This is a genomic window from Odoribacter sp. Z80, assembly GCF_009935865.1.
Classification (GTDB): Bacteria; Bacteroidota; Bacteroidia; order Bacteroidales; family Marinifilaceae; genus Odoribacter.
Genome location: NZ_QWEL01000011.1, coordinates 68000 through 92386, shown reverse-complemented (window position 1 = coordinate 92386; position 24387 = coordinate 68000). Strand labels below are relative to the sequence as shown.

General features: G+C 42.6%; 22 protein-coding genes and 1 tRNA gene. 20 read left to right on the top strand and 3 right to left on the bottom strand.

Annotated features, from left to right (window positions below; translation table 11 throughout):
- Nucleotides 1–327: 327 nt before the first annotated feature.
- Nucleotides 328–597, bottom strand: a complete 270-nt coding sequence (locus D1136_RS08730; protein WP_161877250.1) for a cell division protein ZapA — start codon at nt 595–597, stop codon at nt 328–330.
- Nucleotides 598–599: 2 nt separating this feature from the next.
- On the bottom strand, nt 600–890 hold the full coding sequence (locus D1136_RS08725) for a hypothetical protein (protein ID WP_161877249.1): 291 nt from the start codon (nt 888–890) through the stop codon (nt 600–602).
- A 100-nt stretch (nt 891–990) separates the two neighbouring features.
- Here D1136_RS08725 and D1136_RS10970 point away from each other — a divergent pair, with 100 nt between their 5' ends.
- The 20 genes from D1136_RS10970 (at nt 991) to D1136_RS08625 (ending at nt 22185) form a co-directional block, all read left to right on the top strand.
- Nucleotides 991–2637, top strand: a complete 1647-nt coding sequence (locus D1136_RS10970) for a M23 family metallopeptidase (RefSeq protein ID WP_305081005.1) — start codon at nt 991–993, stop codon at nt 2635–2637.
- A gap of 6 nt (nt 2638–2643) precedes the next feature.
- Entirely contained in the window at nt 2644–2916 is a 273-nt protein-coding gene (locus tag D1136_RS08715; RefSeq protein ID WP_161877247.1) for a tetratricopeptide repeat protein, read from the top strand.
- Between the two features lie 263 nt (nt 2917–3179).
- Nucleotides 3180–3371 carry a 30S ribosomal protein S21 gene (gene rpsU / locus D1136_RS08710; protein ID WP_161877246.1) on the top strand — a complete coding sequence of 64 codons (192 nt, stop codon included), beginning with the start codon at nt 3180–3182 and terminating at the stop codon, nt 3369–3371.
- A 173-nt stretch (nt 3372–3544) separates the two neighbouring features.
- Nucleotides 3545–4465 carry a tyrosine-type recombinase/integrase gene (locus D1136_RS08705; protein WP_161877245.1) on the top strand — a complete coding sequence of 307 codons (921 nt, stop codon included), beginning with the start codon at nt 3545–3547 and terminating at the stop codon, nt 4463–4465.
- 19 nt (nt 4466–4484) lie between these two features.
- The gene (gene hpf, locus D1136_RS08700; protein WP_161877244.1) at nt 4485–4784 is read left to right on the top strand and encodes a ribosome hibernation-promoting factor, HPF/YfiA family; all 300 of its coding nucleotides are present in this window, start codon (nt 4485–4487) and stop codon (nt 4782–4784) included.
- A gap of 255 nt (nt 4785–5039) precedes the next feature.
- On the top strand, nt 5040–6227 hold the full coding sequence (gene tuf, locus D1136_RS08695; protein WP_161877243.1) for an elongation factor Tu: 1188 nt from the start codon (nt 5040–5042) through the stop codon (nt 6225–6227).
- A gap of 44 nt (nt 6228–6271) precedes the next feature.
- Nucleotides 6272–6344: transfer RNA gene (locus tag D1136_RS08690), tRNA-Trp, on the top strand.
- Between the two features lie 51 nt (nt 6345–6395).
- On the top strand, nt 6396–6584 hold the full coding sequence (gene secE, locus D1136_RS08685; protein WP_161877242.1) for a preprotein translocase subunit SecE: 189 nt from the start codon (nt 6396–6398) through the stop codon (nt 6582–6584).
- Between the two features lie 18 nt (nt 6585–6602).
- Nucleotides 6603–7154, top strand: coding sequence for a transcription termination/antitermination protein NusG (nusG, locus tag D1136_RS08680; protein WP_161877241.1), 552 nt, complete (start codon nt 6603–6605; stop codon nt 7152–7154).
- 19 nt (nt 7155–7173) lie between these two features.
- The gene (gene rplK, locus D1136_RS08675) at nt 7174–7611 is read left to right on the top strand and encodes a 50S ribosomal protein L11 (protein WP_161877240.1); all 438 of its coding nucleotides are present in this window, start codon (nt 7174–7176) and stop codon (nt 7609–7611) included.
- Between the two features lie 24 nt (nt 7612–7635).
- Nucleotides 7636–8331, top strand: a complete 696-nt coding sequence (gene rplA, locus D1136_RS08670) for a 50S ribosomal protein L1 (RefSeq protein ID WP_161877239.1) — start codon at nt 7636–7638, stop codon at nt 8329–8331.
- A 29-nt stretch (nt 8332–8360) separates the two neighbouring features.
- Entirely contained in the window at nt 8361–8879 is a 519-nt protein-coding gene (gene rplJ, locus D1136_RS08665; RefSeq protein WP_161877238.1) for a 50S ribosomal protein L10, read from the top strand.
- Nucleotides 8880–8926: 47 nt separating this feature from the next.
- Nucleotides 8927–9304 (top strand): 50S ribosomal protein L7/L12, encoded by a 378-nt coding sequence (gene rplL / locus D1136_RS08660; RefSeq protein ID WP_161877237.1) that lies wholly within the window; start codon nt 8927–8929, stop codon nt 9302–9304.
- A 92-nt stretch (nt 9305–9396) separates the two neighbouring features.
- Nucleotides 9397–13209, top strand: coding sequence for a DNA-directed RNA polymerase subunit beta (rpoB, locus tag D1136_RS08655; protein ID WP_161877236.1), 3813 nt, complete (start codon nt 9397–9399; stop codon nt 13207–13209).
- A 73-nt stretch (nt 13210–13282) separates the two neighbouring features.
- Nucleotides 13283–17536: a DNA-directed RNA polymerase subunit beta' gene (rpoC, locus tag D1136_RS08650; protein ID WP_161877235.1), complete on the top strand. Its 4254-nt coding sequence runs from the start codon at nt 13283–13285 to the stop codon at nt 17534–17536.
- Between the two features lie 189 nt (nt 17537–17725).
- The gene (locus D1136_RS08645) at nt 17726–18046 is read left to right on the top strand and encodes a DUF3467 domain-containing protein (RefSeq protein ID WP_161877234.1); all 321 of its coding nucleotides are present in this window, start codon (nt 17726–17728) and stop codon (nt 18044–18046) included.
- A gap of 3 nt (nt 18047–18049) precedes the next feature.
- Entirely contained in the window at nt 18050–19162 is a 1113-nt protein-coding gene (locus D1136_RS08640) for an acyltransferase family protein (RefSeq protein ID WP_161877233.1), read from the top strand.
- A 63-nt stretch (nt 19163–19225) separates the two neighbouring features.
- Nucleotides 19226–19726 (top strand): DUF4494 domain-containing protein, encoded by a 501-nt coding sequence (locus D1136_RS08635; protein ID WP_161877232.1) that lies wholly within the window; start codon nt 19226–19228, stop codon nt 19724–19726.
- 310 nt (nt 19727–20036) lie between these two features.
- A complete protein-coding gene (gene aspA, locus D1136_RS08630) occupies nt 20037–21449 on the top strand; it encodes an aspartate ammonia-lyase (protein WP_161877231.1) in 1413 nt (470 codons plus the stop codon).
- Nucleotides 21450–21618: 169 nt separating this feature from the next.
- Nucleotides 21619–22185, top strand: coding sequence for a DUF3332 domain-containing protein (locus D1136_RS08625; RefSeq protein WP_161877230.1), 567 nt, complete (start codon nt 21619–21621; stop codon nt 22183–22185).
- Between the two features lie 5 nt (nt 22186–22190).
- On the opposite strand, the gene recG is transcribed toward D1136_RS08625, so the two are convergent.
- Nucleotides 22191–24290 carry an ATP-dependent DNA helicase RecG gene (gene recG / locus D1136_RS08620; protein WP_161877229.1) on the bottom strand — a complete coding sequence of 700 codons (2100 nt, stop codon included), beginning with the start codon at nt 24288–24290 and terminating at the stop codon, nt 22191–22193.
- Nucleotides 24291–24387 lie beyond the last annotated feature (97 nt).

The following is a 24387-nucleotide window of genomic DNA, read 5'->3' as shown; positions in this document are numbered from 1 at the left end:
GATGCAGTTATTCCTATAGTCGTCATATTCTTGTGATTAATTATAATTTAAAGGTTAATATATTGTTGTATTTTTTCGTTTATCTTATTCGTTTTTTATTTATGCATAAAAAACCCGCACTATTTCTTTTTAATAAAACCCCTGAATGACACGGGTAGAGCTGCCATTTGATTCAGACTTCCACCGTCCCTAAAGGAACTCCGAAGAGTTGAGGCCTGTCTTGTGCAAATATAAGCGTCTGCTCTAATTGTTTGAGTGTTGAGTTTTTCGCTTAAAGTCGAAATAATGCGGGAATATGATGTTCAAAGAACGTTTTGCTTTTTTGGTTTACTCCTTGATAAATTCATCAAGTTTCAAATTAATCTGTTCTATTTCATTAAACTTTTGTTCTTGTTGCAGCATTTTGATAGTATGCAGCAAGGAAACATAAGCTAAAAAATAAAAAGGTTCCGGTTCTGAATTCCCGGATTTATATTTTAAAACGCGTTCATTAATCTCTTTAGCCGCTTTCCGGATAATTTCCTCGTCTGTTGCTGTAATGTTCAAATTAAGAGGTATATCGGCAATCGTTAGGTTAATGTTACGTTTTTCTGACATAGTTAATTATTCAAAAGAGCAATACATTTATCAATCTCCCGCACCAGTTGGTTGATTCGCATTTTTGCTTCATAACTTCCATTTCCTCCTGAAATTGCGCTCGCCACTCTGGTTGTTTTAATTTTTTCGTTTAATTCTTTGTTCTCGCCCTTGAGTTGTTCCAGTTCGGATTGCAATTCGCTTAATTGTTTTTCCAATCTTCTATTTTGTTCAAGGGAAGATGTATATAATTTTATTAGTTTATCTATTTTAAAATTCAGCTCGTTTATAACGGCATCGTGTTTTGCTGCCATAACTCAATCTTTACATGACAAAGATAAAATTTATTCTTTAAATTATCAAGAGTGTTGATATATTTGCATCTTAAAAATTGTGTTTTTTTTGTACAGGGAAATGAGAATACCGGTTGTTTTATTATTTTACGTTTTGTTTAATAGTTTGGCTTTGATTCCGTTAAGAAGCTGCGGGCAGGAATGGATGGTGCCGGTCGGGAAGAGTATTTTGTTGAGCGGAAATTTCGGAGAGCTGCGTGCCACTCATTTCCATTCCGGTATTGATATTCGTACGGGAGGGGTGGAAGGACTGCCGGTGGTATGTGTCAAGGACGGGTATCTGGTCCGGGTAAGTGTCTCGCCTGTCGGTTATGGGCAGGCTATGTATATAGAACATGCGGACGGGACTACATCAGTATACGGGCATTTGCAACGTTTTGTCCCTGTGGTTGCGGAGATTGTCCGTAGTATTCAGTATGAAAAAGAGCATTTTCAAGTGGACGAGGATTTTAGGGAATACCGGTTGTTTTTTAAACAGGGTGATACCATTGCATACAGTGGAAATACCGGTTCGTCCGGAGGACCGCATCTGCATTTTGAGATCCGGAATACGGCCAGTGAACGGGCCATCAACCCTTTGTCTTTTTATTCGATTCGCGACAGAAAGGCTCCTTCGGTGAAATCCATTTATTTGTATGCGGTTTCCGGGGGCGGATGTGCAGACTTATTGAAAAGGGTCGGGGTAAAAGTGCAGGGAGGAGGAAGATATGGTGCTGGTACGGTGGGTGTGCCGGCAGGGAAAGTCGGAGTGGGGGTGTTTGTTACGGATTATATGGAGGATTCCTGGAATAAGCTGGGGGTGTATAGAATGACGCTTGTGGCTGATTCGGATACTTTATTTGAGTTAAGTATGGATTCCTGTTCTTTTGAACAAGCTTGTCTGATTAATGAGGTAAAAGATTTTGATGCATATAAAAAGAAAGAAACCGTTTATCGTTGTTTTGGAAATTACCAGCATCGTTTTCTGGGGATTCGTAATCGGAATGGCGGGTATATAGAGGTGGAGAAAGATAGTTTGGTAAAAGTGAATGTTGTTCTGGAAGATAAGAATATGAATCGGAGTGAGGTGTCGCTGCTTTTGAAAGGGGTGGAGGCCCGGCGAGAGGCTGAAGCCGGAATTGTAAAGTATGACAAAGATGAATTGCTGGAGTTGCCGGGGTGTCGGGTGGAATTGCCGGCCGGTTCTTTATTCAGTTCGGTCAGGAAGAGATTAAGGGTGGAAAAAGATACTTTGACGGGGCGGGATATTTTTGTGTTGTCAGAACGGGAGGTGCCTTTATTTCATAAAGCTCATTTGTTTTTGTTGGGAGATTTCGGTGTGCAGGATCTGATTTATGAGGTTGCTTCCGACGGTAGAAAATATGTGGTGGAAACAGTCCATACGGATGCCGGACTGAAGGCTGAAATAAACTATTTGAGCCGTTATACGGTGGTGAAAGATGAGCAGGCCCCTGAAATTACTTTTTTAGGGAAATTTCAGGAGCGGGCTTTGCGTTTCCGGATAAAAGATAAATTGTCTGGAATAAAGACTTATCGGGGGGAAGTCAATGGGAAGTGGTGTCTTTTTAGTTATGACCCTCGTGTGGATTTGTTGCAGTGTAGTCTGGAGGAGCCTGTATTTCAGAAAGGCAGGATAAATGAAGTGAGGATAGAGGCTGTTGACCGGGCGGGCAATAAAAATGAATTGATTGTAAAAGTAAAAAAATAGGAAACAATGGAAGAAGAGAAGATAAAAGCTTTGTGGGAGGCTGGCCGGCAGGAGGAAGCTATCCGGATGTTGCAAGATTGGTTGGCAGAAAACGGTCAGGACGAACAGGGGTTGTTGTGGTTGGGAGAATTGATATATGCTACTGGTAGGTTGTCTGAAGCATTAAATAAATTTAATGCTGTCCTTCGTTTGAATCCGGAAAACCGTAAAGCCCGGAATTATGTAGCTATGATTAATTCCATTCTGGGGTACTATTGTAAGGATTTGCTGAATCCGTAGAAATTTTCACTTTTCACTTTGTCCTTTTTGTCTTTTTTCTTACCTTTGTCGTCCAAAATTTAATTGTATTTAACGCATTAAGAATCGATACACTTTGAAAGGAGGATGTTAGTTGGGACAAGTGGAGGCTTGTCTGAAAACCAGAAAATAAAGTGAAAATCCAAAAACAGGAAGTCGTTGTAGGGACTTCTGGGTTGTATGTGGCTGAAACAGGGTCGTAATGCAACAGATTCATGCGTCGTATAATTTAAAAATAAAAAATCATGATTATTGTACCTCTGAAAGAAGGCGAAAATATTGAGAGAGCCTTAAAAAAATTCAAGAGAAAATTTGAAAAAACAGGTGTAGTAAAAGAATTAAGAGACCGTCAGGCTTTTACTAAGCCTTCTGTCCGCAACCGTGCTCAACGTATTAAGGCTATTTATAAGCAAGGCTTGCAGCAGGCTGAGGATTAATTGACGGTGGAAACGGACTAAAACGGTGAGGTGAGCTGCGGGGTCGGAGGTTTTGGTTTATTCTAAGGCAGTTTTTCTGAGACAGACGAGATGTTTGTCTGAAAATAATTCGTCCGGGATTTGTTTTTCCCGGATGAATACGTTAAATTAGATTCGTTTAAAGGAGAATGGGTATGGAGATTGATTCATTTTTGCAGTACCTGACTTGTGTTAAGCGTTATTCGCCTCATACGGTAACTGCCTATGAAGAGGATTTGAATCAATTTGTTGAGTTCTGTGAAAAGGTTGAGTTGGTTTGTGATTGGAAAGAGGTTACTTCCGGGATGGTCCGACGCTTTGAGTCTGGTTTGATGTCCGGAGGATTTGTTGCCGGAGGGCAGGAGCGGAAGTTGAAGCCGATGTCTGCCCGTTCGGTGCGTAGGAAACTGAGCTCTTTGCGTGCGTTTTTTCGTTATCAAATGCATGAGGGAATACGGACAGAAAATCCGACGGAGTCGGTGGTTGTCCCTAAAATAGGTAAGAAATTGCCTGTTTTTGTTCCGGACTATAAAATGAGTGAATTGCTGGATAAGAAAAGAGCAGCCAGGGATGATTTTTCCGTCTTCCGGGATTTGATGATCTTGATGATGGCTTATTGTACCGGAATGCGCCGTTCTGAGTTGGTCGGGCTGAAGTTGGCTGATATAGATTTGAGCGGCGGTGTTATTCTGGTGAACGGGAAAGGGGATAAGCAACGGCTTGTTCCGATACTTGAGGAGTTGTCTGAGGAAATCCGGGAATACCTGGAGGTGCGTAATGGCAAGGTGGACGGAAGGCATTCTTTTTTCTTCATTACGGATGTTGGGGCACCTGCTAATGAAAAATTTATTTACAGGCATGTAAAAAAATGCCTGGAAGAAGTGACCTCTTCGGCCAAACGAAGTCCCCATATTTTGCGCCACTCTTTTGCGACTGCTTTGCTGAATAACGGGGCTTGCATAGAGGCTATCCGTAAACTACTTGGTCATTCAGGACTCTCTGCGACACAAATTTATACTCATAATTCTTTTGAGAGTTTAAAACGAGTTTATAATCAAGCTCATCCTCGGGCTTAAAATGTAAGGAGGACGTATTATGGAAATGAAAATCAATGCAGTAGGTTTTTCTGCCAGTTCCCAGTTGGAAGATTTTGTACAGAAGAAATTAAGCAAGCTGGATAAATATCACGATGGGATTATCGGTGTGGATGTTACCCTAAAGTTGGAAAAAGACGATCATCTTGAAAATAAAGTCGTTGAGGTGACTGTAAATGTGAAAGGGCAGGATATTTTTGCGAAGAAAAATGCTAAGAAATTTGAGGAAGCTGTAGATGAGTTGTATGATGTGCTGAAGCGTCAGCTGGTGAAGAATAAAGAGAAAGAAAGAGAATGCTGAACCGGTTCGGGGCAAAATAAGCAAAAACGGGAGATTGAAAGGTGAGGGTAAGAGATTCATCTTTAAAGGATAAACTTTCAACTTTCAGGCAAATAATTTTGTGGATCAGAATTATTTAATTATATTTGCACGCTCTAAAGAATGGGCTTGATAACTCATATTGTGAATAATGTATTGAGTTTCAATAATTTCGAGATGTGAATGCAGATTATTTTTTGAGATAAATGTTTAATTATAAAAAAAAGTTTTTAAGTCATGGCTAAAGAAAAGTTTGACAGGTCAAAACCACACGTAAATATCGGTACTATCGGTCACGTAGACCACGGTAAAACCACTTTGACTGCAGCAATTACTACTGTATTGGCAAAGAAAGGTCTTTCTGAATTGCGTTCTTTCGATTCTATCGATAATGCACCGGAAGAAAAAGAAAGAGGTATTACGATTAATACTTCTCACGTAGAATATCAGACGGCAAACCGTCACTATGCACACGTTGACTGTCCGGGTCACGCCGACTATGTAAAGAACATGGTTACTGGTGCTGCTCAGATGGACGGTGCTATTTTGGTTTGTGCTGCAACTGACGGTCCGATGCCTCAGACTCGTGAGCACATTTTGTTGGCTCGTCAGGTGAACGTTCCGAGAATTGTAGTATTCCTGAATAAAGTGGATATGGTTGACGACCAGGAAATGTTGGAACTGGTTGAAATGGAAGTTCGTGAATTGTTGTCTTTCTATCAATATGATGGTGACAATACTCCGATTATTTTGGGTTCTGCATTGGGTGCACTGAATGGTGAAGCAAAATGGGAAGAAAAAGTAATGGAGTTGATGGATGCTGTTGATAACTGGATTCCGCTTCCTCCGCGTGACAACGAAAAACCGTTCCTGATGCCGGTTGAGGATGTTTTCTCTATTACGGGTCGTGGTACTGTTGCTACTGGTCGTATTGAAACAGGTATCGTGCATGTCGGTGATGAATTGGAAATCATCGGTTTGGGTGCTGACGGAAAGAAAACGGTATGTACCGGAGTTGAAATGTTCCGCAAATTGTTGGACGAAGGAGAAGCCGGAGATAACGTTGGTCTGTTGCTGCGTGGTATCGACAAAAATGAAATCAAACGTGGTATGGTGTTAGCAAAACCGGGTTCTGTGAAGCCGCACCAGAAATTTAAAGCTGAGGTTTATATCCTGAAAAAAGAAGAAGGTGGACGTCACACTCCGTTCCACAATAAGTACAGACCTCAGTTCTATCTGCGTACTATGGACGTTACCGGTGAAATTACCCTGCCGGAAGGAACTGAAATGGTAATGCCGGGAGATAACGTAACCATTACGGTTGAATTGTTGACTCCGGTAGCTTGCTCACTTGGTCTTCGTTTCGCAATCCGTGAAGGTGGACGTACAGTAGGTGCAGGTCAGATTACTGAAATCTTAGAATAAGATTCCATATTGGCAAGGCGGGCTATGAAAAACCGCCTTGTTTTACGGGTGTAGCTCAGTTGGTAGAGCACTGGTCTCCAAAACCAGGTGTCGGGAGTTCGAGCCTCTCCACCCGTGCTGAATATATTTTAAATTCAGGTAATTTAAAATTACAATCTACGATTTAAGATGAATATAAAAGCTTATTTTGCAGACGTTTATAACGAGCTGATTAATAAAGTCTCCTGGCCATCATGGGCTGAACTCCAAAGTAGTGCTACTATTGTGATGATAGCTTCCGTCATTATTGCTGTAGGCATATTTGTTATGGACTTTGCGTTCAGACACATTATGGATTTTATATATGGTATGTTGTAATTAATCCTCAGAACAGACATGGCAGAAATTAAGAAAAGATGGTATGTACTTCGTGTGATCGGCGGAAAAGAGAAGAAGGTCAAGGAGTACATTGAAAATGAAGTTGCCAGTTTAGGGCTGCAGGATTATGTTTCACAGGTTTTGATACCTACTGAGAAAATCTATCAGGTACGTAATGGTAAGAAGATCAGCAAAGAGCGGAATTTCTTTCCCGGTTATGTGATGATAGAGGCAGCTCTTGTTGGTGAAATTCCCCACATGCTTCGTGATATTACGAACGTGATAGGCTTCCTGGGGGAAACCAAAGGAGGAGATCCGGTTCCGATGCGTCAATCGGAAATTAACAGGATTCTCGGAACGGTAGATGAGCTGGCGGAACAACCCGAGGAGATAAACATACCTTATGTCGTTGGCGAATCCGTAAAAGTTACAGACGGTCCGTTCAACGGTTTTACCGGTGTGATAGAGGAGGTGAATAATGACAAAAAACGAGTGAAAGTAATTGTCAAGGTTTTTGGTCGTCAGACACCGCTCGAATTGAGTTTCATGCAGGTAGAAAAAGATAATTAATTTATTGGATTAAAAAATCATGGCAAAAGAAGTTGAAGCTCTTATCAAGCTACAGATTAAAGCTGGTGCTGCGAATCCTTCTCCTCCAGTAGGTCCCGCTTTAGGTTCTAAAGGAGTCAATATTATGGACTTCTGTAAGCAATTTAATGCAAGAACTCAGGACCAGGCAGGAAAGATCATTCCGGTGATTATTCAGGTTTACGGTGATAAATCATTTGATTTCATTACCAAACAGCCTCCTGTTGCTATTCAGCTTTTGGAAGCAGCGAAGATCAAATCCGGTTCAGACCAGCCTAACCGTAAGAAAGTAGCTTCTATTTCCTGGGATAAGGTTCGGGAAATTGCTACGGGTAAGATGAGCGATTTGAATGCTTTCGAGATCGAAAAAGCAATGAGCATGGTAGCTGGAACTGCCAGAAGTATGGGTATCACCATTGATGGTGAAAAACCTTTTTAATGAATTTGTAATACTTCAAACGTAATGAGTAAACTGACAAAAAATAAGAAGTTAGCTTTAGAAAAAATCGAAAATGGTAAAGTTTATACCATTGAGGAAGCTGCTCAACTGGTGAAGGAGATTACTTTTACCAAGTTTGATGCGTCAGTTGACATGGACGTTCGTCTGGGGGTAGACCCGCGTAAAGCCAATCAAATGGTTCGCGGCGTTGTGACCCTGCCTCACGGAACCGGTAAAGAAGTACGTGTATTGGTGCTTTGTACGCCTGACAAGGTGGAAGAGGCCAAAGCTGCCGGAGCCGACTATGTTGGATTGGATGAGTATATTGAGAAATTGAAATCAGGTTGGACTGATATTGATATTATCATTACAATGCCGGCCATCATGGGTAAAATAGGTGCTTTAGGACGAATTTTAGGTCCGCGTGGATTGATGCCTAACCCGAAGAGCGGTACCGTTACCATGGAAATTGGTAAAGCCGTAAACGAGGTAAAGCAGGGAAAAATTGATTTTAAAGTTGACAAATTTGGTATCGTACACACTTCAATCGGTAAGGTGAATTTCGATGCAGGGAAAATTAAGGATAATGCCCGTGAGTTCATGGCCACGATCCAGAAACTGAAACCTTCTTCTGCAAAAGGAACTTATGTGAAGAGTGTATTCCTGTCAAGTACAATGAGTCCCGGTATTAAATTAGACCTTAAGTCATTACTTGATTAATTATTAACCTTTAAAGGACCATTTGTAGAATGAAAAGGGAAGAAAAACAAGTAATCATAGACAATTTAACCGAGCAGATTAAAGCACACAAGCATATCTATATCAGTGATATTTCTGAGTTGGATGCAGCTGCTACGCAGGAATTGCGTAAGGCATGTTTCGACGCTAATATCAAATTGATTCAGGTAAAAAATACTTTGTTGCGGGTAGCGTTGGATGGTCTGGATACCGACTATAATGAAATTTATAGTGTATTGAAAGGTTCCAGTGCCGTGATGCTGTCTGAAACAGGGAATGCTCCTGCAAAACTGATCAAAGAGTTTCGTAAGAGTCATGATAAACCTGTGCTGAAGGCTGCGTTCGTGGAAGAATGTGCCTATGTAGGTGAAAATCAACTGGACGCTCTCGTTAGCATCAAATCGAAGGAAGAGTTGCTGGGAGATATCGTACTGTTGCTGCAGTCACCGATGCAAAAACTTATCTCTGCTTTGGAATCAGGGAAAAATACTATCGGCGGAGTGCTTAAAACTCTTGAAGATAGAGCATAATTTACATTATTATTATTTGAATAAAAACATTTTAAATACTTATCGAAATGGCAGATTTGAAAAAACTTGCAGAAGAATTAGTTAACCTGACAGTAAAAGACGTAAAAGAGTTAGCTGACATCTTAAAAGAAGAATACGGAATCGAACCTGCAGCAGCTGCTGCTGTTGTTGCTGCTCCTGCAGCTGGTGGCGCTGAAGCTGGTGGTGCTGCTCAGACAGAGTTTGACGTAATCCTGAAATCAGGTGGCGCTGCTAAATTAGGCGTTGTAAAATTGGTGAAAGAACTGACCGGTCTTGGACTGAAAGAAGCTAAAGAATTAGTTGATAAAGCTCCGGCTCCTTTGAAAGAAAAAGTTTCTAAGGAAGAAGCTGAACAATTGAAAGCTCAGCTGGAAGAAGCAGGAGCTGAAGTTGAACTTAAATAAGTCATAGACCCTGTGGGTTTCAAGGTTTAGAGTCATTTTTGACTCTAAACCATTTTGTTGTTAATATTGTTTAGGTTCCAAAAAATTAATAGATGTCTTCAAATACTTCAAACAAAAGAATAAGCTTTGCCTCCACGAAAAATCAGTTGGAATATCCTGATTTTCTTGAAGTGCAATTAAAGTCTTTCAAGGACTTTTTTCAATTGGGTACGACGCCTGAAAACAGAAAGAACGAAGGCCTGTATACTGTTTTCAAGGAGAACTTCCCAATCACCGACACCCGGAACAATTTTGTTCTGGAATTTTTGGACTACTTCATTGACCCGCCCCGTTATACGATAGACGAATGTCTGGAGCAGGGATTGACCTACGGAGCTCCGTTGAAGGCCAAACTGAAGTTGTATTGTACGGATCCCGAGCATGAGGATTTCGACACGGTGATTGAAGACGTATATCTGGGGAATGTTCCGTATATGACGCCCAAAGGCACCTTCGTGATTAATGGAGCCGAGCGTGTGATTGTATCTCAGTTGCATCGTTCGCCGGGTGTATTTTTCGGACAGAGTGTTCATGCGAATGGTACCAAACTTTATTCTGCCAGAATTATTCCTTTCAAAGGTTCCTGGATTGAATTCGCCACAGACATCAACAATGTGATGTATGCCTATATTGACCGGAAAAAGAAGTTGCCGGTAACTACATTGTTGCGTGCTATTGGTTTTGAAACAGATAAGGATATTCTTCAGATTTTTGACCTGGCAGATGAAGTAAATGTTTCCAAATCGGGATTGAAAAAAGTCGTTGGCCGTCGTTTGGCTGCGCGTGTTTTGAAGACCTGGGTAGAAGATTTCGTAGATGAAGATACCGGAGAGGTTGTTTCCATCGAACGTAACGAGATCATTGTAGACCGGGAAACTGTTCTGGAAAATGAACATATTGATGCAATTGTCGATTCAGGTGCGAAGACGATTTTATTGCATAAGGAAAAACAAAATCTGGCAGATTATGCCATTATATATAACACACTGCAAAAAGACCCGTGTAACTCGGAGAAGGAAGCAGTGATGCATATTTACAGGCAATTACGTAGCTCCGAACCACCAGACGAAGCCACTGCGCGGGATGTGATTGACAAGTTGTTCTTCTCTGATAAGCGCTATGACTTGGGGGATGTCGGACGTTATAAGCTGAATAAAAAATTAGGGCTGTCAACCGATCCTTCCGTACGGGTGCTGACCAAAGAGGATATGATCGAGATCATAAAATATCTGATTAAATTGCTGAATGCAAAAACAGATGTGGATGATATTGACCATTTGAGCAATCGTCGTGTGCGTACGGTGGGCGAGCAGTTGTACAATCAGTTCGGTGTTGGTTTGGCCCGTATGGCCCGGACGATTCGCGAACGGATGAATGTTCGTGATAATGAGGTATTTACTCCGGTAGACCTGATTAATTCGAAGATTTTATCTTCTGTTATCAATTCTTTCTTCGGAACGAATGCATTGTCGCAATTTATGGACCAGACCAATCCGTTGGCTGAGATTACGCACAAGCGTCGTATGTCTGCATTGGGTCCCGGTGGTTTGTCCCGTGATCGTGCCGGTTTTGAGGTGCGTGACGTTCATTATACTCATTACGGTCGTCTTTGTCCTATTGAAACTCCGGAAGGTCCGAATATCGGTTTGATTTCTTCGCTTTGTGTATATGCGAAAATCAACGATCTGGGATTTATAGAAACTCCTTACCGGAAGGTGAATGAGGCTGTGGTTGATTTGTCCCGGGAAGGTGTGAAATATTTGTCTGCAGAAGAGGAGGAAGGATTGGTGATTGCGCAGGCGAATGCAAAGATTGACGATAACGGGCATTTTGCCAACAAACGGGCAAAATCCCGTAAGGACGGTGATTTCCCGTTAGAAGAAGTGACGAATGTGGATTTGATGGACGTGGCTCCGAATCAGATTGCTTCCATTGCAGCTTCTTTGATTCCTTTCCTGGAACATGACGATGCCAACCGTGCATTGATGGGATCTAACATGATGCGTCAGGCTGTACCTATTATTAAACCGCAGGCTCCGATTGTCGGGACCGGTCTGGAGGGCAATCTGATTAAGGATTCCCGAACTCAGATTGTGGCTGAAGGTCCGGGAGTTGTTGATTTTGTAGATGGCCGTCGTATTGTTATTAAATATGACCAAACGGAGGAAGAGCGTTTTGTTAGTTTTGACGGAGATACGAAAGAATATCTTTTACCGAAATACAAGCGTACTAACCAGAGTACGACAATGACTTTACGTCCTATTGTGCGTAAAGGTCAGAGAGTGGAGGAAGGTCAGATTCTGACCGAAGGCTATTCTTCGGAAGGCGGAGAGCTGGCATTGGGACGTAACCTGAAAGTGGCCTATATGCCTTGGAAAGGATATAATTATGAGGACGCTATTGTGATTTCTGAAAATATCGTTCGTAATGATATTTTTACTTCCGTGCATGTAGATGAGTACTCTCTTGAAGTTCGGGAAACCAAGCGGGGACTGGAAGAGTTGACTGCTGACATACCCAATGTGAGTGAGGATGCTACCAAGGATTTGGATGAGAATGGTATTATCCGCATCGGAGCCCGTATTAAACCGGGAGATATCATGATTGGTAAGATTACTCCGAAAGGGGAATCGGATCCCAGTCCGGAAGAGAAATTATTACGTGCTATTTTCGGTGATAAGGCCGGAGATGTGAAGGATGCTTCACTGAAAGCATCACCTTCTCTGAGTGGTGTAATCATTGACAAGAAATTGTTCCAGCGGATGATTGGCGACCGGAAATCCAAAGCGGCGGGTAAGACTATTCTGGCTGAAATTGACGAACAGTTTGAGCGGAAAGTAGGTGATCTGACTGATTTGCTGGTGGATAAATTGTTTGAGTTGACCAATGGTAAAACTTCTCAGGGCGTTAAAAATTACCTGAATGAGGATGTTATTCCGAAGGGAGTGAAATTTACTCTGAAAACGCTGCAAAATCTGAATTATCTGGAGGTTAATCCGAATAAATGGACAACCGATAAACAGAAAAATGATATGATCCGGGATTTGCTTCACAATTTTGTGATTAAGTATAAGGAAATCGAGGGTCAGATGAAGCGTAAGAAATATAATGCTACGGTAGGGGATGAACTGCCTTCCGGTATCATTAAGATGGCCAAAGTTTACGTGGCAAAGAAACGTAAACTGCAAATCGGAGATAAGATGGCAGGGCGTCACGGTAACAAGGGTATTGTGTCTCGTGTTGTCCGTGTTGAAGATATGCCTTTCCTGGCAGACGGTACTCCGGTTGATATTTGCCTGAATCCGTTGGGTGTGCCTTCCCGTATGAACTTAGGACAGATTTTTGAGGCTGTTTTGGGATGGGCCGGTAAGGAATTGGGATTGAAATTTGCTACTCCGATTTTCGACGGTGCCAGCTTGGATGATATTAATTCTTATACGGATAAGGCCGGAGTGCCGCGTTACGGTACGACTTATTTGTATGACGGAGGCACGGGAGAACGTTTTGACCAGCCGGCTACTGTGGGAGTTACTTACTTCCTGAAACTGGGACACATGGTTGACGATAAGATGCATGCCCGTTCAATCGGACCGTACTCGCTGATTACGCAGCAACCGTTGGGTGGTAAAGCTCAGTTCGGTGGTCAGCGTTTTGGTGAGATGGAGGTTTGGGCCTTGGAAGCTTTCGGAGCTGCCCATATCTTGCAGGAAATCCTGACGGTGAAGTCGGACGATGTGATGGGACGGACCAAAACTTACGAACATATCGTAAAAGGAGAGCCTATGCCGACACCGGGCCTTCCGGAATCATTCAACGTTTTGTTGCATGAGTTGAGAGGACTTGGTCTGAGTGTAAACCTTATATAATTTGTGATTTACGATTTACGGTATAGAGGCTGACGCCGGTATATCGTAAATCCAAAATCTAAAATCTGAAAATATGGCTTTTAGAAAAGATAATAATACCAATAAGCCCAAGAGCTTTACAAAAATTGCAATCGGTCTGGCATCCCCGGAAGAGATTCTGGAACATTCCAGTGGTCAGGTATTGAAGCCTGAAACAATTAACTACCGTACTTATAAACCAGAACGGGACGGGTTGTTTTGTGAACGGATTTTCGGACCGGTAAAGGATTATGAGTGCCATTGCGGTAAATACAAACGGATCCGTTACAAAGGGATTGTTTGTGACCGTTGTGGAGTAGAGGTGACTGAAAAGAAAGTACGTCGTGAAAGAATGGGACATATCCAATTGGTTGTTCCGGTGGCTCATATCTGGTATTTTAAATCTCTGCCCAATAAGATCGGTTATCTGCTGGGATTGCCTTCTAAGAAACTGGATGCAGTTATTTATTATGAACGGTATATTGTGGTGCAGCCCGGTATTATGGGGGAAAAGGGGATTGCTGAGATGGACCTGCTGACGGAGGAGGAGTATCTTGATATTGTGGATGCTCTGCCTATTGATAACCAGCATCTTGAGGATGATGATCCGAATAAGTTTGTGGCCAAGATGGGAGCCGAAGCTATCCAGATGTTGCTGGAACGCTTGAATTTGGATGATTTGTCTTATGAATTGCGTCATAAAGCGAATACAGAGACTTCACAGCAGCGGAAGAACGAGGCATTGAAGCGTTTGCAGGTGGTAGAAGCATTCCGTGAGAGTAAAGAGGTGAATAAACCGGAATGGATGATTGTGAAGGTTCTGGCTGTGATTCCGCCGGAATTGCGCCCGTTGGTACCTTTGGACGGCGGACGTTTTGCCACTTCCGACCTGAATGATTTGTATCGTCGGGTCATTATCCGGAATAATCGTCTGAAACGTTTGATTGAAATCAAGGCTCCGGATGTTATTTTGAGGAATGAGAAGCGGATGTTGCAGGAAGCTGTGGACTCTTTGTTTGATAATTCGCGCAAATCCAATGCTGTAAAAATTGAAAATAACCGTCCGCTAAAATCATTGTCGGACAGTTTGAAAGGAAAACAGGGACGTTTCCGCCAGAATTTGTTGGGTAAACGTGTGGATTATTCTGCCCGTTCGGTAATCGTTGTTGGTCCCGGTTTGAAAATGCATGAATGCGGTCTTCCGAAAGATATGGCTGCTGAATTGTATATGCCTTTTATTATCCGTAAATTGATTGAACGCGGTATCGTCAAGACGGTAAAAAGTGCGAAGAAAATTGTAGACCGCCGAGACCCCGTTGTTTGGGATATTCTTGAGAATGTATTGAAAGGTCATCCGGTTTTATTAAACCGTGCGCCGACTCTGCACCGTTTGGGTATCCAGGCTTTCCAGCCGAAATTGATTGAAGGAAAAGCCATTCGTTTGCATCCTCTGGCATGTACCGGATTTAATGCAGACTTTGACGGTGACCAGATGGCTGTACATTTGCCGTTAGGCAATGAAGCGATACTGGAAGCTCAGATTTTGATGCTTTGTGCCCATAATATCCTTAATCCTGCTAATGGTGCTCCTATTACTGTGCCTTCACAGGATATGGTTCTTGGGTTGTATTATATCACCAAACCCCGGAAGGGAGTAAAAGGAGAAGGGTTGAAGTTCTATTCTCCCCAGGAGGTGATTATTGCACTGAATGAAAAGGCTGTAGACCTGCATGCTGAGGTGAAAGTGAAAATCCAGGATGTGGATCAGGAAGGAAAGGAATATACCCACATGATTGATACCACGGTCGGACGGGTAATCCTGAACCAGTTTACTCCGAAGAATTTTCCGTATATCAATACGTTGATTACGAAAAAATCATTGCGTGATATTATCAGTGATGTTTTCAAACGCTGCGGCGTAGATGTAACGGCCAAATTCCTGGATGATATTAAGGATTTGGGTTACCGGATGGCATTTGAGGGGGGCTTGTCTTTCAACTTGGCCGATGTAATTGTTCCGGCTGAAAAAGACGAATTGCTGAAAGAGGGATATGACCAGGTAGAAGAGGTGATGGCCAACTATAATATGGGATTCATTACTAACAATGAACGTTACAATCAGATTATTGATATCTGGACGCATGTAAATGCCAAATTGACGAATACATTGATGAAGCAATTGGCTGAGGATGACCAGGGATTCAATTCTATTTATATGATGCTGGACTCCGGAGCCCGTGGTTCCCGGGAACAGATCCGTCAGTTGGGAGGTATGCGTGGATTGATGGCGAAACCGCAGAAATCCGGGGCGACAGGAGGACAGATTATTGAGAACCCGATTTTGGCAAACTTTAAAGAAGGGTTGTCGGTATTGGAGTACTTTATTTCTACTCACGGTGCCCGTAAAGGTTTGGCCGATACGGCCCTGAAAACGGCAGATGCCGGTTACCTGACCCGTCGTCTGGTGGATGTTGCCAATGACATTACGATTACGGAAGAGGATTGCGGTACTTTAAGAGGAGTAACGATTGCTGCCATCAAGAATAATGAGGAGGTGGTCGCTTCTTTGTATGAGCGCATTCTGGGACGTGTTTCGGTACATGATATTTATCATCCCCATACCGGTGAATTACTGGTGAAGTCGGGAGAAGAAATTACGGAGGAAATAGCCGCTGTGATAGAAAATTCCCCGATTGAACGTGTAGAGGTCCGCTCTGTGTTGACTTGTGAGGCTAAGAAAGGGGTATGTGCCAAATGTTACGGCCGTAATCTGGCAACCGGTAAATTGGTGCAGATGGGAGAGGCTGTCGGCACTATCGCGGCTCAGTCTATCGGTGAACCGGGTACTCAGTTGACGTTGCGTACATTCCATGTGGGTGGTACTGCCGGAAATATTTCCACGGAAAATTCTTTGAAGGCGAAATATGACGGTTATGTAGAATTTGAAGAATTGCGTTCGGTTGAGTATGTTCAGGAAAACGGTCAGAAATGCGATGTCGTGGTCGGACGTTTGACTGAGTTGAGAATCATTGACAAGAATACAAATATCGTTCTGATTTCGCATAATATTCCTTATGGTGCCAAGTTGTTTGTCAAGGATGGACAGGAAATCAAGAAGAATGACTTGCTTTGTGAGTGGGACCCGTTCAACGCACTTATTATTACAGAGTTCGGAGGTAAAATAGCTTCTGAGAATCTGGTTGAAGGAGAGACTTATAAGGAAGAGTCAGATGAAACTACCGGTTTCCGGGAAAAAGTCATTACTGAGTTCCGGGATAAGACGAAAGCACCGGCTTTGGTTATCGAAGATAAAAATGGCCATGTCGTAAAAAGTTACAACTTGCCGGTAGGTGCACATATTGTGGTGAAAGAAGGAGATGAAGTCGTGGCCGGTAGCACTATCGTGAAGATTCCGAGAGCTGTTGGTAAGGCAGGGGATATTACAGGAGGTTTGCCTCGTGTAACGGAATTGTTCGAAGCCCGTAATCCGTCTAATCCTGCTGTCGTTTCAGAAATCGACGGAGAGGTGACTTACGGTAAAATCAAACGGGGTAACCGGGAGATTGTCGTTACTTCTAAAGCCGGAGAGGTGAAGAAGTATCTGGTGTCTTTGTCAAAACAGATTCTGGTACAGGAAAACGATTATGTACGTGCCGGTACACCACTGTCCGACGGAGCCATTACGCCTACTGATATTCTGAATATTCAGGGACCGATTGCGGTGCAGGAATATATCGTGAATGAGGTGCAGGATGTATACCGTATGCAGGGTGTGAAGATCAACGATAAACATTTTGAGATCATTGTTCATCAGATGATGCGCAAGGTGTTGATTCAGGATTCCGGAGATACCCGTTTCCTGGAGAGTCAAATTGTCGATAAGACTGAGTTTATGGAGGAGAATGACGAAATGTTCGGCAAGAAAGTCGTGATGGATCCGGGTGATTCTGATCGGGTAAAAGCGGGACAAATCATCTCTGCACGTACGCTCCGGGATATTAATTCTCAGTTGAAACGCCGGGACTTGAAGACGGTGGAGGCACGTGATGCAGTTCCTGCTACTTCTGCCCAGGTATTACAAGGGATTACCCGTGCTGCTTTGCAGACTTCCAGCTTTATTTCGGCTGCTTCTTTCCAGGAAACAACGAAAGTGTTGAACGAGGCTGCTATTTACGGAAAGGTAGACCCGTTGGAGGGGTTGAAAGAGAATGTGATTTGTGGTCACCTGATACCTGTGGGAACCGGAATGAAAGAACTTCAGGGCTTGATTGTCGGTTCGAAAGAGGAGATGGAGAGGATACAGAAATAATGAAAATGCCACCCAAAGGGTGGCATTTTTTTTTAGGTATTCGAATTTAAACCTGGGTTTAGGTTCCGTCCGGTTTGTCTCTGTAATATTCCAGCATAATTATCGGTGTGAATGATAGAAAATGATTTTGAAATTGTGTAATATTGTGAAATAAATGCAAGGAAATATTATTGTTTTAAATCAGAGATAATGGAAGAGCAAAAAAACAACCAACTGGAAATAGATTTGAATCATGAGATAGCTCAGGGAACCTATGCAAATCTGGCTATAATAGCTCATTCTACTTCCGAGTTTATTATTGATTTTGTGCGGTTGATGCCGGGAGTTCCCAAACCGGAGGTAAAAAGCCGGATTATCATGACTCCGGAAAATGCCAAACGTTTGTTACTGGCTTTACAGGATAATATCCGGAAATTTGAACAGGATAATGGGAGCATTGTCCTTCCTCAGGGAGGAGTTGGCGGAGGGAATGTATTTCCGATGGATTTGGAACCTAAAGGTCAGGCTTAGAAGATGCAAGAACAGTATAAACGTTTTTTTTCACTGGATGTTCTGAGAGGATTGACAGTGGTAGGGATGATATTAGTAAATAATCCCGGATGCAGTGGCGAGTGCTTTTCATGGCTTCGGCATGCTGCGTGGCATGGCTGTGTCGTGGCAGATTTGGTTTATCCGTTTTTTTTGTTTGTGGTGGGAGCCTCCTGTTGGTTTTCCATGCGGAAGACGGGCCATCAATTGAATGCCGGTGTCGTTTGGAGAATTTTGAAGCGTGGTATTTGCATTTTTGGATTGGGATTGGTGTATAACTGGTTGCCTTTTGATTTTTCCATTTCTCATTTGAGGATTATGGGGGTTCTTCAGCGAATAGCCCTGGTGTATGTGGTGGGTTCTTTTTTGGCTTTGGGCTTGAAAAGTTATCTGCGGATTTCGCTGGCCAGTTTGGTTATTCTGTGCGGTTATTGGCTTTTGTTGTCAACTACCGGGTTCAATGACCCCTGGAATAATCTTCCGGGGCAGGTGGACGTGGCTTTGTTTGGTCAGGACCATATTCATGTGTATAATGCACGCACTGGGACAGGATTTGATCCGGAAGGAATACCCGCGACTTTGCCTGCACTTGTCAATATGTTGTTGGGGTATATGGCTGCTATGTGGTTGGGACAGGCAGAAAACAAACCAAAGGCAGCTTTGCGGTTGATGGGAATGGCTGCGGGAGTCCTTGTGATTGCCTGGTTGTGGAATTTTGTTTTTCCCTACAATAAACGCTTGTGGACCAGTTCTTTTGTTTTATATACTTGTGGTTGGGCAGCTTTACTTTGGTCGGTTTTGTTGTATGTGATTGATTTCTGGAAAATAAAAGGATGGACAGTATTTTTTGCCGTTTTCGGAACAAATGCTTTGTTCACTTATTTTCTGTCCGGTGTATTGGCTGTGGTGTTGTGGCGTTGGCAGTGGATGACGGTCGGCGGGGAGCGGATTACTCTTTGTGGATGGCTGACGGAGCATGTTTTTTCCATTTTTGCAATGCCGTCATTGAGCGGTTTGTTGTGGGGGATGTGTATGTTATTGTTTTGTTGGGCAGTTACTTATCCGCTCTATCGTAAAAAGATATTTATAAAATTATAAGCAGATAATTTTTGTACATTTGCGGTTTCATTAGGTGTAGCAATAAATTTAAACAGAGAAGATATGACAGCAAATTGGTTTGAAGCGAAAGTGAAATACATGAAGGTCAATGAGGACGGCCGTGAAAAGAAAGTAAATGAAGCTTATCTGCTGGATGCGATGTCCTATACGGAAGCGGAGAGCCGGATTTTACACGAAATGGAATCGGTTATCCAGGGAGATTATTATATCAGTAGTCTGAAAAAATCCAATGTAACTGAAGTTGTGCCTTCGGAGGATGAGCATGACGACCGTTGGTATAAAGCTAAAGTGGCGATTATTGATGCAGATGAAGTGAGCGGGAAGGAAAAATCTACTTTCCAATATTATTTGGTTGCTGCTTCTGATATAAAACGGGCTATGGAAAATCTGGAGAAGAGCCTTTCCACTTTTGTTGTTCCTTATGAGATTGCGAGTATTTCCGATACTTCCTTTATGGATGTGTTCCCTTATTTCGGGGAAGGAGAGGGACAGGTTGCAGATCATTTGAAACCGTTGGATGAGATCAAGGAAGAGACGGAATAGGGTGGATGTTTTCATAAGGACCGGAAAAATTTAAAAATAACGTTGAAAATTGGGGGGAATGGGAATCTTTCCAGTGTTAAAGTTTTCTTAACTTGTCGTAAACGTTTGTGTTGTATATCTTTGGAAAGGTTGGCAGTTTCTGTTTCTTTTCTATTAAAGTTTCTGTTACTTTGTTTTTTTCCTAACTTTGAGAAAAGTTTTGAAATAAGGGTTGTATGGTTTTAGTTGCAACTTTTAAAGTAGGAAAACGTTAGATAAATTTTAATGTATAAAGTGGAGCTTTCATATGCCCCCTAAAAATGATAACTCTATGAAAACACGTATTGAACATGATTTATTAGGTGAAAAAGAGGTACCGGCAGAGGCCTATTACGGGATACAGACTCTCCGGGGAATTGAAAATTTTCGTAATATAAGCAGAATCACAATCGGTGATTATCCTAATTATGTGAAGGGCTTGGCTATGGTGAAGTGGGCAGCAGCCAAGGCTAATCAGGAATTAGGTATTTTGCCGGATGAGATAGCCAACGCTATTACCCGGGCTTGTGAGGAAATTATAGATGGCAAGTTGCATGACCAGTTTCCGGTAGATTTGATTCAGGGTGGAGCAGGAACATCCACCAACATGAATATCAATGAGGTGGTTGCCAATCGTGCTCTGGAATTGATGGGGCATAAAAAGGGCGAATATGAATATTGCCACCCCAACAATCATGTGAATATGTCTCAGTCCACCAACGATGCTTATCCTACGGCTTTTAAACTGGCCTTTATTTTTATGAACGAAGAGTTGGTTGCTGATCTTAGGCTGTTAATCCAATCGTTCCGGGCTAAAGGGGAAGAGTTTAAGGAAATCATTAAGATGGGACGCACCCAGTTGCAGGATGCTGTGCCGATGACTCTGGGACAGGAGTTTGAAGCATTTGCTGCTAATTTGGAAGAGGAAGTGGACCGGCTGAATCAGAATGCCAAATTGTTCCTGGAAGTGAATATGGGAGCTACGGCTATCGGTACCGGTATCAATTCCGAACCGGAGTATTCTTCCAAATGTATTAAGAATTTGCGTATCATTAGTGGTGAAGAGTTTGTATTGGCATCCAATCTGATAGAAGCAACTCCGGATGCAGGTTCTTCGGTTATGTATTCTTCAGCTTTGAAGCGACTTGCTGTCAAATTATCCAAAATATGTAATGACCTTCGTTTGTTGTCGAGTGGTCCCCGTTGCGGATTGAACGAAATCAACCTGCCGCCGATGCAGCCGGGTTCTTCTATTATGCCGGGAAAAGTGAATCCGGTCATTCCGGAGGTGGTTAACCAGATTTGTTACCGGATTATTGGCAATGACCTGACTGTTACCTTTGCGGCAGAAGCGGGGCAATTGCAATTGAATGTGATGGAGCCTGTTATGGTACACGCTATATTTTCTTCCATCAAAATGATGCAGAAAGGAATGGACCGTTTGAGAGTCCTGTGTGTGGAAGGCATTACAGCGAATCCGGACCGTTGTCGTGAAATGGTTTTGAATAGCATCGGCATTGTGACCGCTTTAAATCCTACGTTAGGGTATGAAAATTCTTCCCGGATTGCCAAGCGGGCTTTGAAGGAAAACAGAAGCGTTTATGATTTGGTGCTTGAAGAGGGGTTGTTGTCCCAAGGGGAACTGGATGAATTGCTGAAACCTGAAAATATGATTAAACCGCATAAGTTCTATAAGAAGAAATAATAAGAAAAGAAAAAACGGTTACCGGAAGGCCTTTTAAAAAAAGCCTTCCGGTTTTTTTTAGGGGTGAGAGGGGAAATATCCGGGAATTTTCCGGCAAATTTCTAATCATTTTTAATTTCATAGCGTAGAAAGGAAAGAGAGTAATAATAATGAATTAAAAATGAACAAGATGAAAAAAATGATTACAAAGGCAATGGTTATTGCTTTAGTTGGAACGATGGGATTTATGGCCACCGGATGTTACGGTCCTTTCCGTTTGACAAGTAAATTGCACGACTGGAATGGCCGGGTTTCCCAGAAGAAATTTGTGAATGAACTGGTATTTCTCGGTATGTGTATTCTTCCGGTTTATGAAATTTGTATCTTAGGCGACGGTTTGATATTTAACTCTATCGAATGGTGGGGAGGCCGGAATCCTATTACAATGAAAGACGGTCAGCGGGAAGAAACAAGACTGGTTCACAATGGCCTTACTTACCAGGTAATTAAAACCCGGAATAACCTGGTAGTAGCAGAAGAAAATGGCGGACGCCAGGTAGCTTTCCGGTATTTCCCGGAAGAAAAAGCCTGGTATCAGATGGAGGGAGAAAACAAAGTGAAAGTCGTGGAACTGAAAGGGAAAAAAGTATTTGCTTATTTGCCGGAACAGAAGACTCTGGTATTTGACAAACATACCCTGGGTTGCATTGAACCGGAGATGGCAGAAGCTTTAGCAGTGAAATCCGAAAACTTTTAATGCTTTTAACTGATGTACCTCCACGTAATGCGGGTTTTGAAAAGCCGTTTGATCTGAGTAGCAAAAAGTTGGTTCTGTTCGTTTTGCAGTTCGGGGTCGCTGGCTAATATTTCATTGGCTATCCGGGAAGCTTCGTTCAGAATGAGGATGTCTTTTCCTAAATGAGCTATTTTCAGGCTGCAGGTGAGTCCGCTTTGCTGAGTTCCTTCAATATCGCCGGGACCGCGAAGTTTCAAGTCTGCTTCGGCAATTTCAAAACCATCATTGGTGGAGGTCATGGTTTCAATGCGTTTGCGGGAATCATTGGAGATTTTGTAAGGAGTCATTAAAATACAATAAGACTGATCTGCTCCCCGTCCTACACGTCCCCGCAATTGATGGAGCTGGGAAAGGCCAAAACGTTCGGCGCTTTCTATGACCATGAGTGATGCATTGGGTACGTTTACACCAACTTCGATGACAGTTGTAGAGACCAGAATTTTGGTTTCGGCTGTCAGAAAGCGTTTCATTTCAAAATCTTTTTCTGCCGGCTTCATTTTACCGTGTACCATTCCGACTTTGTAGCCTTTGGGCAAAAAGTAATTGTTTAATTGTTCAAAACCGGCTTCGAGGTCCCGGAAATCAAATTTTTCAGATTCAGAAATTAAAGGATATACCACATACGCCTGACGTCCTTTTTTCAGTTCTTTTTCAATGAATTGGAATACATCCATGCGTTTCCGGTCGTAAGTATGCAATGTGGTAATGGGTTTCCGTCCCGGGGGCAGTTCGTCTATTACCGAAACGTCTAAGTCACCGTAGAGTGTCATCGCCAGGGTACGCGGAATAGGGGTGGCAGTCATGACCAGTATATGGGGAGGTACCTTGTTCTTTTGCCATAGCCGGGCTCTTTGGGCTACTCCGAAGCGATGTTGTTCGTCGATGATCACCAATCCGATGTTTTGGAAAGTGACGACGTCTTCCAGTAAAGCATGGGTGCCGATGAGTATTTGAAGGGAGCCGTCACGGAGGCCCTGATGGATTTCTTCCCGTTCTTTTTTACGGGTAGAGCCGGTTAGCAGGGCAACTTTGATATTCATACCTTCAAGCAGGTGGCTGATGGTGTCGTAATGCTGGGTAGCCAGAATTTCTGTCGGTGCCATCAGGCAGGTTTGGCAACAATTGTCCAATGATATCAGCATACACATGAGGGCCACCAGTGTTTTGCCACTGCCAACATCTCCCTGCAACAGGCGGTTCATTTGTTTGCCGCTACCGCAGTCCCGACGAATTTCCTTAATCACCCGTTTTTGGGCATTGGTTAGTTCGAACGGAAGATATTGCTGGTAAAACGTATTAAAATAGGTACCTATATTTTGGAAAACATGCCCCTGAAAATAAGTTTTCCGTTTGTATTTCAGTTTAAGGATATTCAGTTGGATGTAAAACAACTCTTCGAATTTAAGCCGGAAAACAGCTTCCTTCAACATTTCCGGAGAGGTTGGAAAATGAATGTTGTAAAGCGCTTCATGCAGAAACATGAATTTGTGTTGCTGGATGAACCATGCCGGTAAGGTTTCCGAAATTTTCCCCTGAATGGTTTTAAAAATGGTATCCTGAATTTTGCCGATTGCTTTTGAATTCAGAAAGGCTTTTTTCATTTTCTCCGTTGTGGGATATATGGCCTGGAAACCGACTAAAAGGGGAGAAGCTTTTTCAAATTTATCTATTTCCGGATGGACAATGTTCAGTCTGTGATTGAATTCGGAAGGTTGGCCAAAAATAAGGTATTCCACGTCGGGAGCCAATTGTCCGGGAAGATATTTGAATCCTTTAAACCAAATCAGTTCTATTGTTCCCGTATCGTCGTAAGCTATGGCCGTCATACGCTGGCTTTTGCCGGTTCCGACGCTTTTCAGGTCTTTGATTTTAGCTTTAACCTGGATGTAAGGGAGACGGCCGGTCAGTTCGCTGATGGTGTAGATTCTGGAACGGTCAATGTATTTATAGGGAACATGATACAGCATATCTTCATAGCTCTGTATGCCCAGTTCTTCCAATAATACAGCAGCTTTTTTTTCTCCCACGCCCGGCAGGAATTTTATGTTCAGACCTGATAATTCCATAAGTGTAACAAAGATAATAAAAACGGATAAAGCAGGACAAAACAGAGGCAAATGAATTTTGGTATTTATATATATCTTTTTTATTTTCGTTGAAAAG

Bases quoted from the DNA above. Each gene is read 5' to 3' on its own strand.
- D1136_RS08730 (WP_161877250.1), bottom strand. From the start codon at position 597: ATGTCAGAAAAACGTAACATTAACCTAACGATTGCCGATATACCTCTT.
- D1136_RS08725 (WP_161877249.1), bottom strand. From the start codon at position 890: ATGGCAGCAAAACACGATGCCGTTATAAACGAGCTGAATTTTAAAATA.
- D1136_RS10970 (WP_305081005.1), top strand. From the start codon at position 991: ATGAGAATACCGGTTGTTTTATTATTTTACGTTTTGTTTAATAGTTTG.
- D1136_RS08715 (WP_161877247.1), top strand. From the start codon at position 2,644: ATGGAAGAAGAGAAGATAAAAGCTTTGTGGGAGGCTGGCCGGCAGGAG.
- rpsU (WP_161877246.1), top strand. From the start codon at position 3,180: ATGATTATTGTACCTCTGAAAGAAGGCGAAAATATTGAGAGAGCCTTA.
- D1136_RS08705 (WP_161877245.1), top strand. From the start codon at position 3,545: ATGGAGATTGATTCATTTTTGCAGTACCTGACTTGTGTTAAGCGTTAT.
- hpf (WP_161877244.1), top strand. From the start codon at position 4,485: ATGGAAATGAAAATCAATGCAGTAGGTTTTTCTGCCAGTTCCCAGTTG.
- tuf (WP_161877243.1), top strand. From the start codon at position 5,040: ATGGCTAAAGAAAAGTTTGACAGGTCAAAACCACACGTAAATATCGGT.
- secE (WP_161877242.1), top strand. From the start codon at position 6,396: ATGAATATAAAAGCTTATTTTGCAGACGTTTATAACGAGCTGATTAAT.
- nusG (WP_161877241.1), top strand. From the start codon at position 6,603: ATGGCAGAAATTAAGAAAAGATGGTATGTACTTCGTGTGATCGGCGGA.
- rplK (WP_161877240.1), top strand. From the start codon at position 7,174: ATGGCAAAAGAAGTTGAAGCTCTTATCAAGCTACAGATTAAAGCTGGT.
- rplA (WP_161877239.1), top strand. From the start codon at position 7,636: ATGAGTAAACTGACAAAAAATAAGAAGTTAGCTTTAGAAAAAATCGAA.
- rplJ (WP_161877238.1), top strand. From the start codon at position 8,361: ATGAAAAGGGAAGAAAAACAAGTAATCATAGACAATTTAACCGAGCAG.
- rplL (WP_161877237.1), top strand. From the start codon at position 8,927: ATGGCAGATTTGAAAAAACTTGCAGAAGAATTAGTTAACCTGACAGTA.
- rpoB (WP_161877236.1), top strand. From the start codon at position 9,397: ATGTCTTCAAATACTTCAAACAAAAGAATAAGCTTTGCCTCCACGAAA.
- rpoC (WP_161877235.1), top strand. From the start codon at position 13,283: ATGGCTTTTAGAAAAGATAATAATACCAATAAGCCCAAGAGCTTTACA.
- D1136_RS08645 (WP_161877234.1), top strand. From the start codon at position 17,726: ATGGAAGAGCAAAAAAACAACCAACTGGAAATAGATTTGAATCATGAG.
- D1136_RS08640 (WP_161877233.1), top strand. From the start codon at position 18,050: ATGCAAGAACAGTATAAACGTTTTTTTTCACTGGATGTTCTGAGAGGA.
- D1136_RS08635 (WP_161877232.1), top strand. From the start codon at position 19,226: ATGACAGCAAATTGGTTTGAAGCGAAAGTGAAATACATGAAGGTCAAT.
- aspA (WP_161877231.1), top strand. From the start codon at position 20,037: ATGAAAACACGTATTGAACATGATTTATTAGGTGAAAAAGAGGTACCG.
- D1136_RS08625 (WP_161877230.1), top strand. From the start codon at position 21,619: ATGAAAAAAATGATTACAAAGGCAATGGTTATTGCTTTAGTTGGAACG.
- recG (WP_161877229.1), bottom strand. From the start codon at position 24,290: ATGGAATTATCAGGTCTGAACATAAAATTCCTGCCGGGCGTGGGAGAA.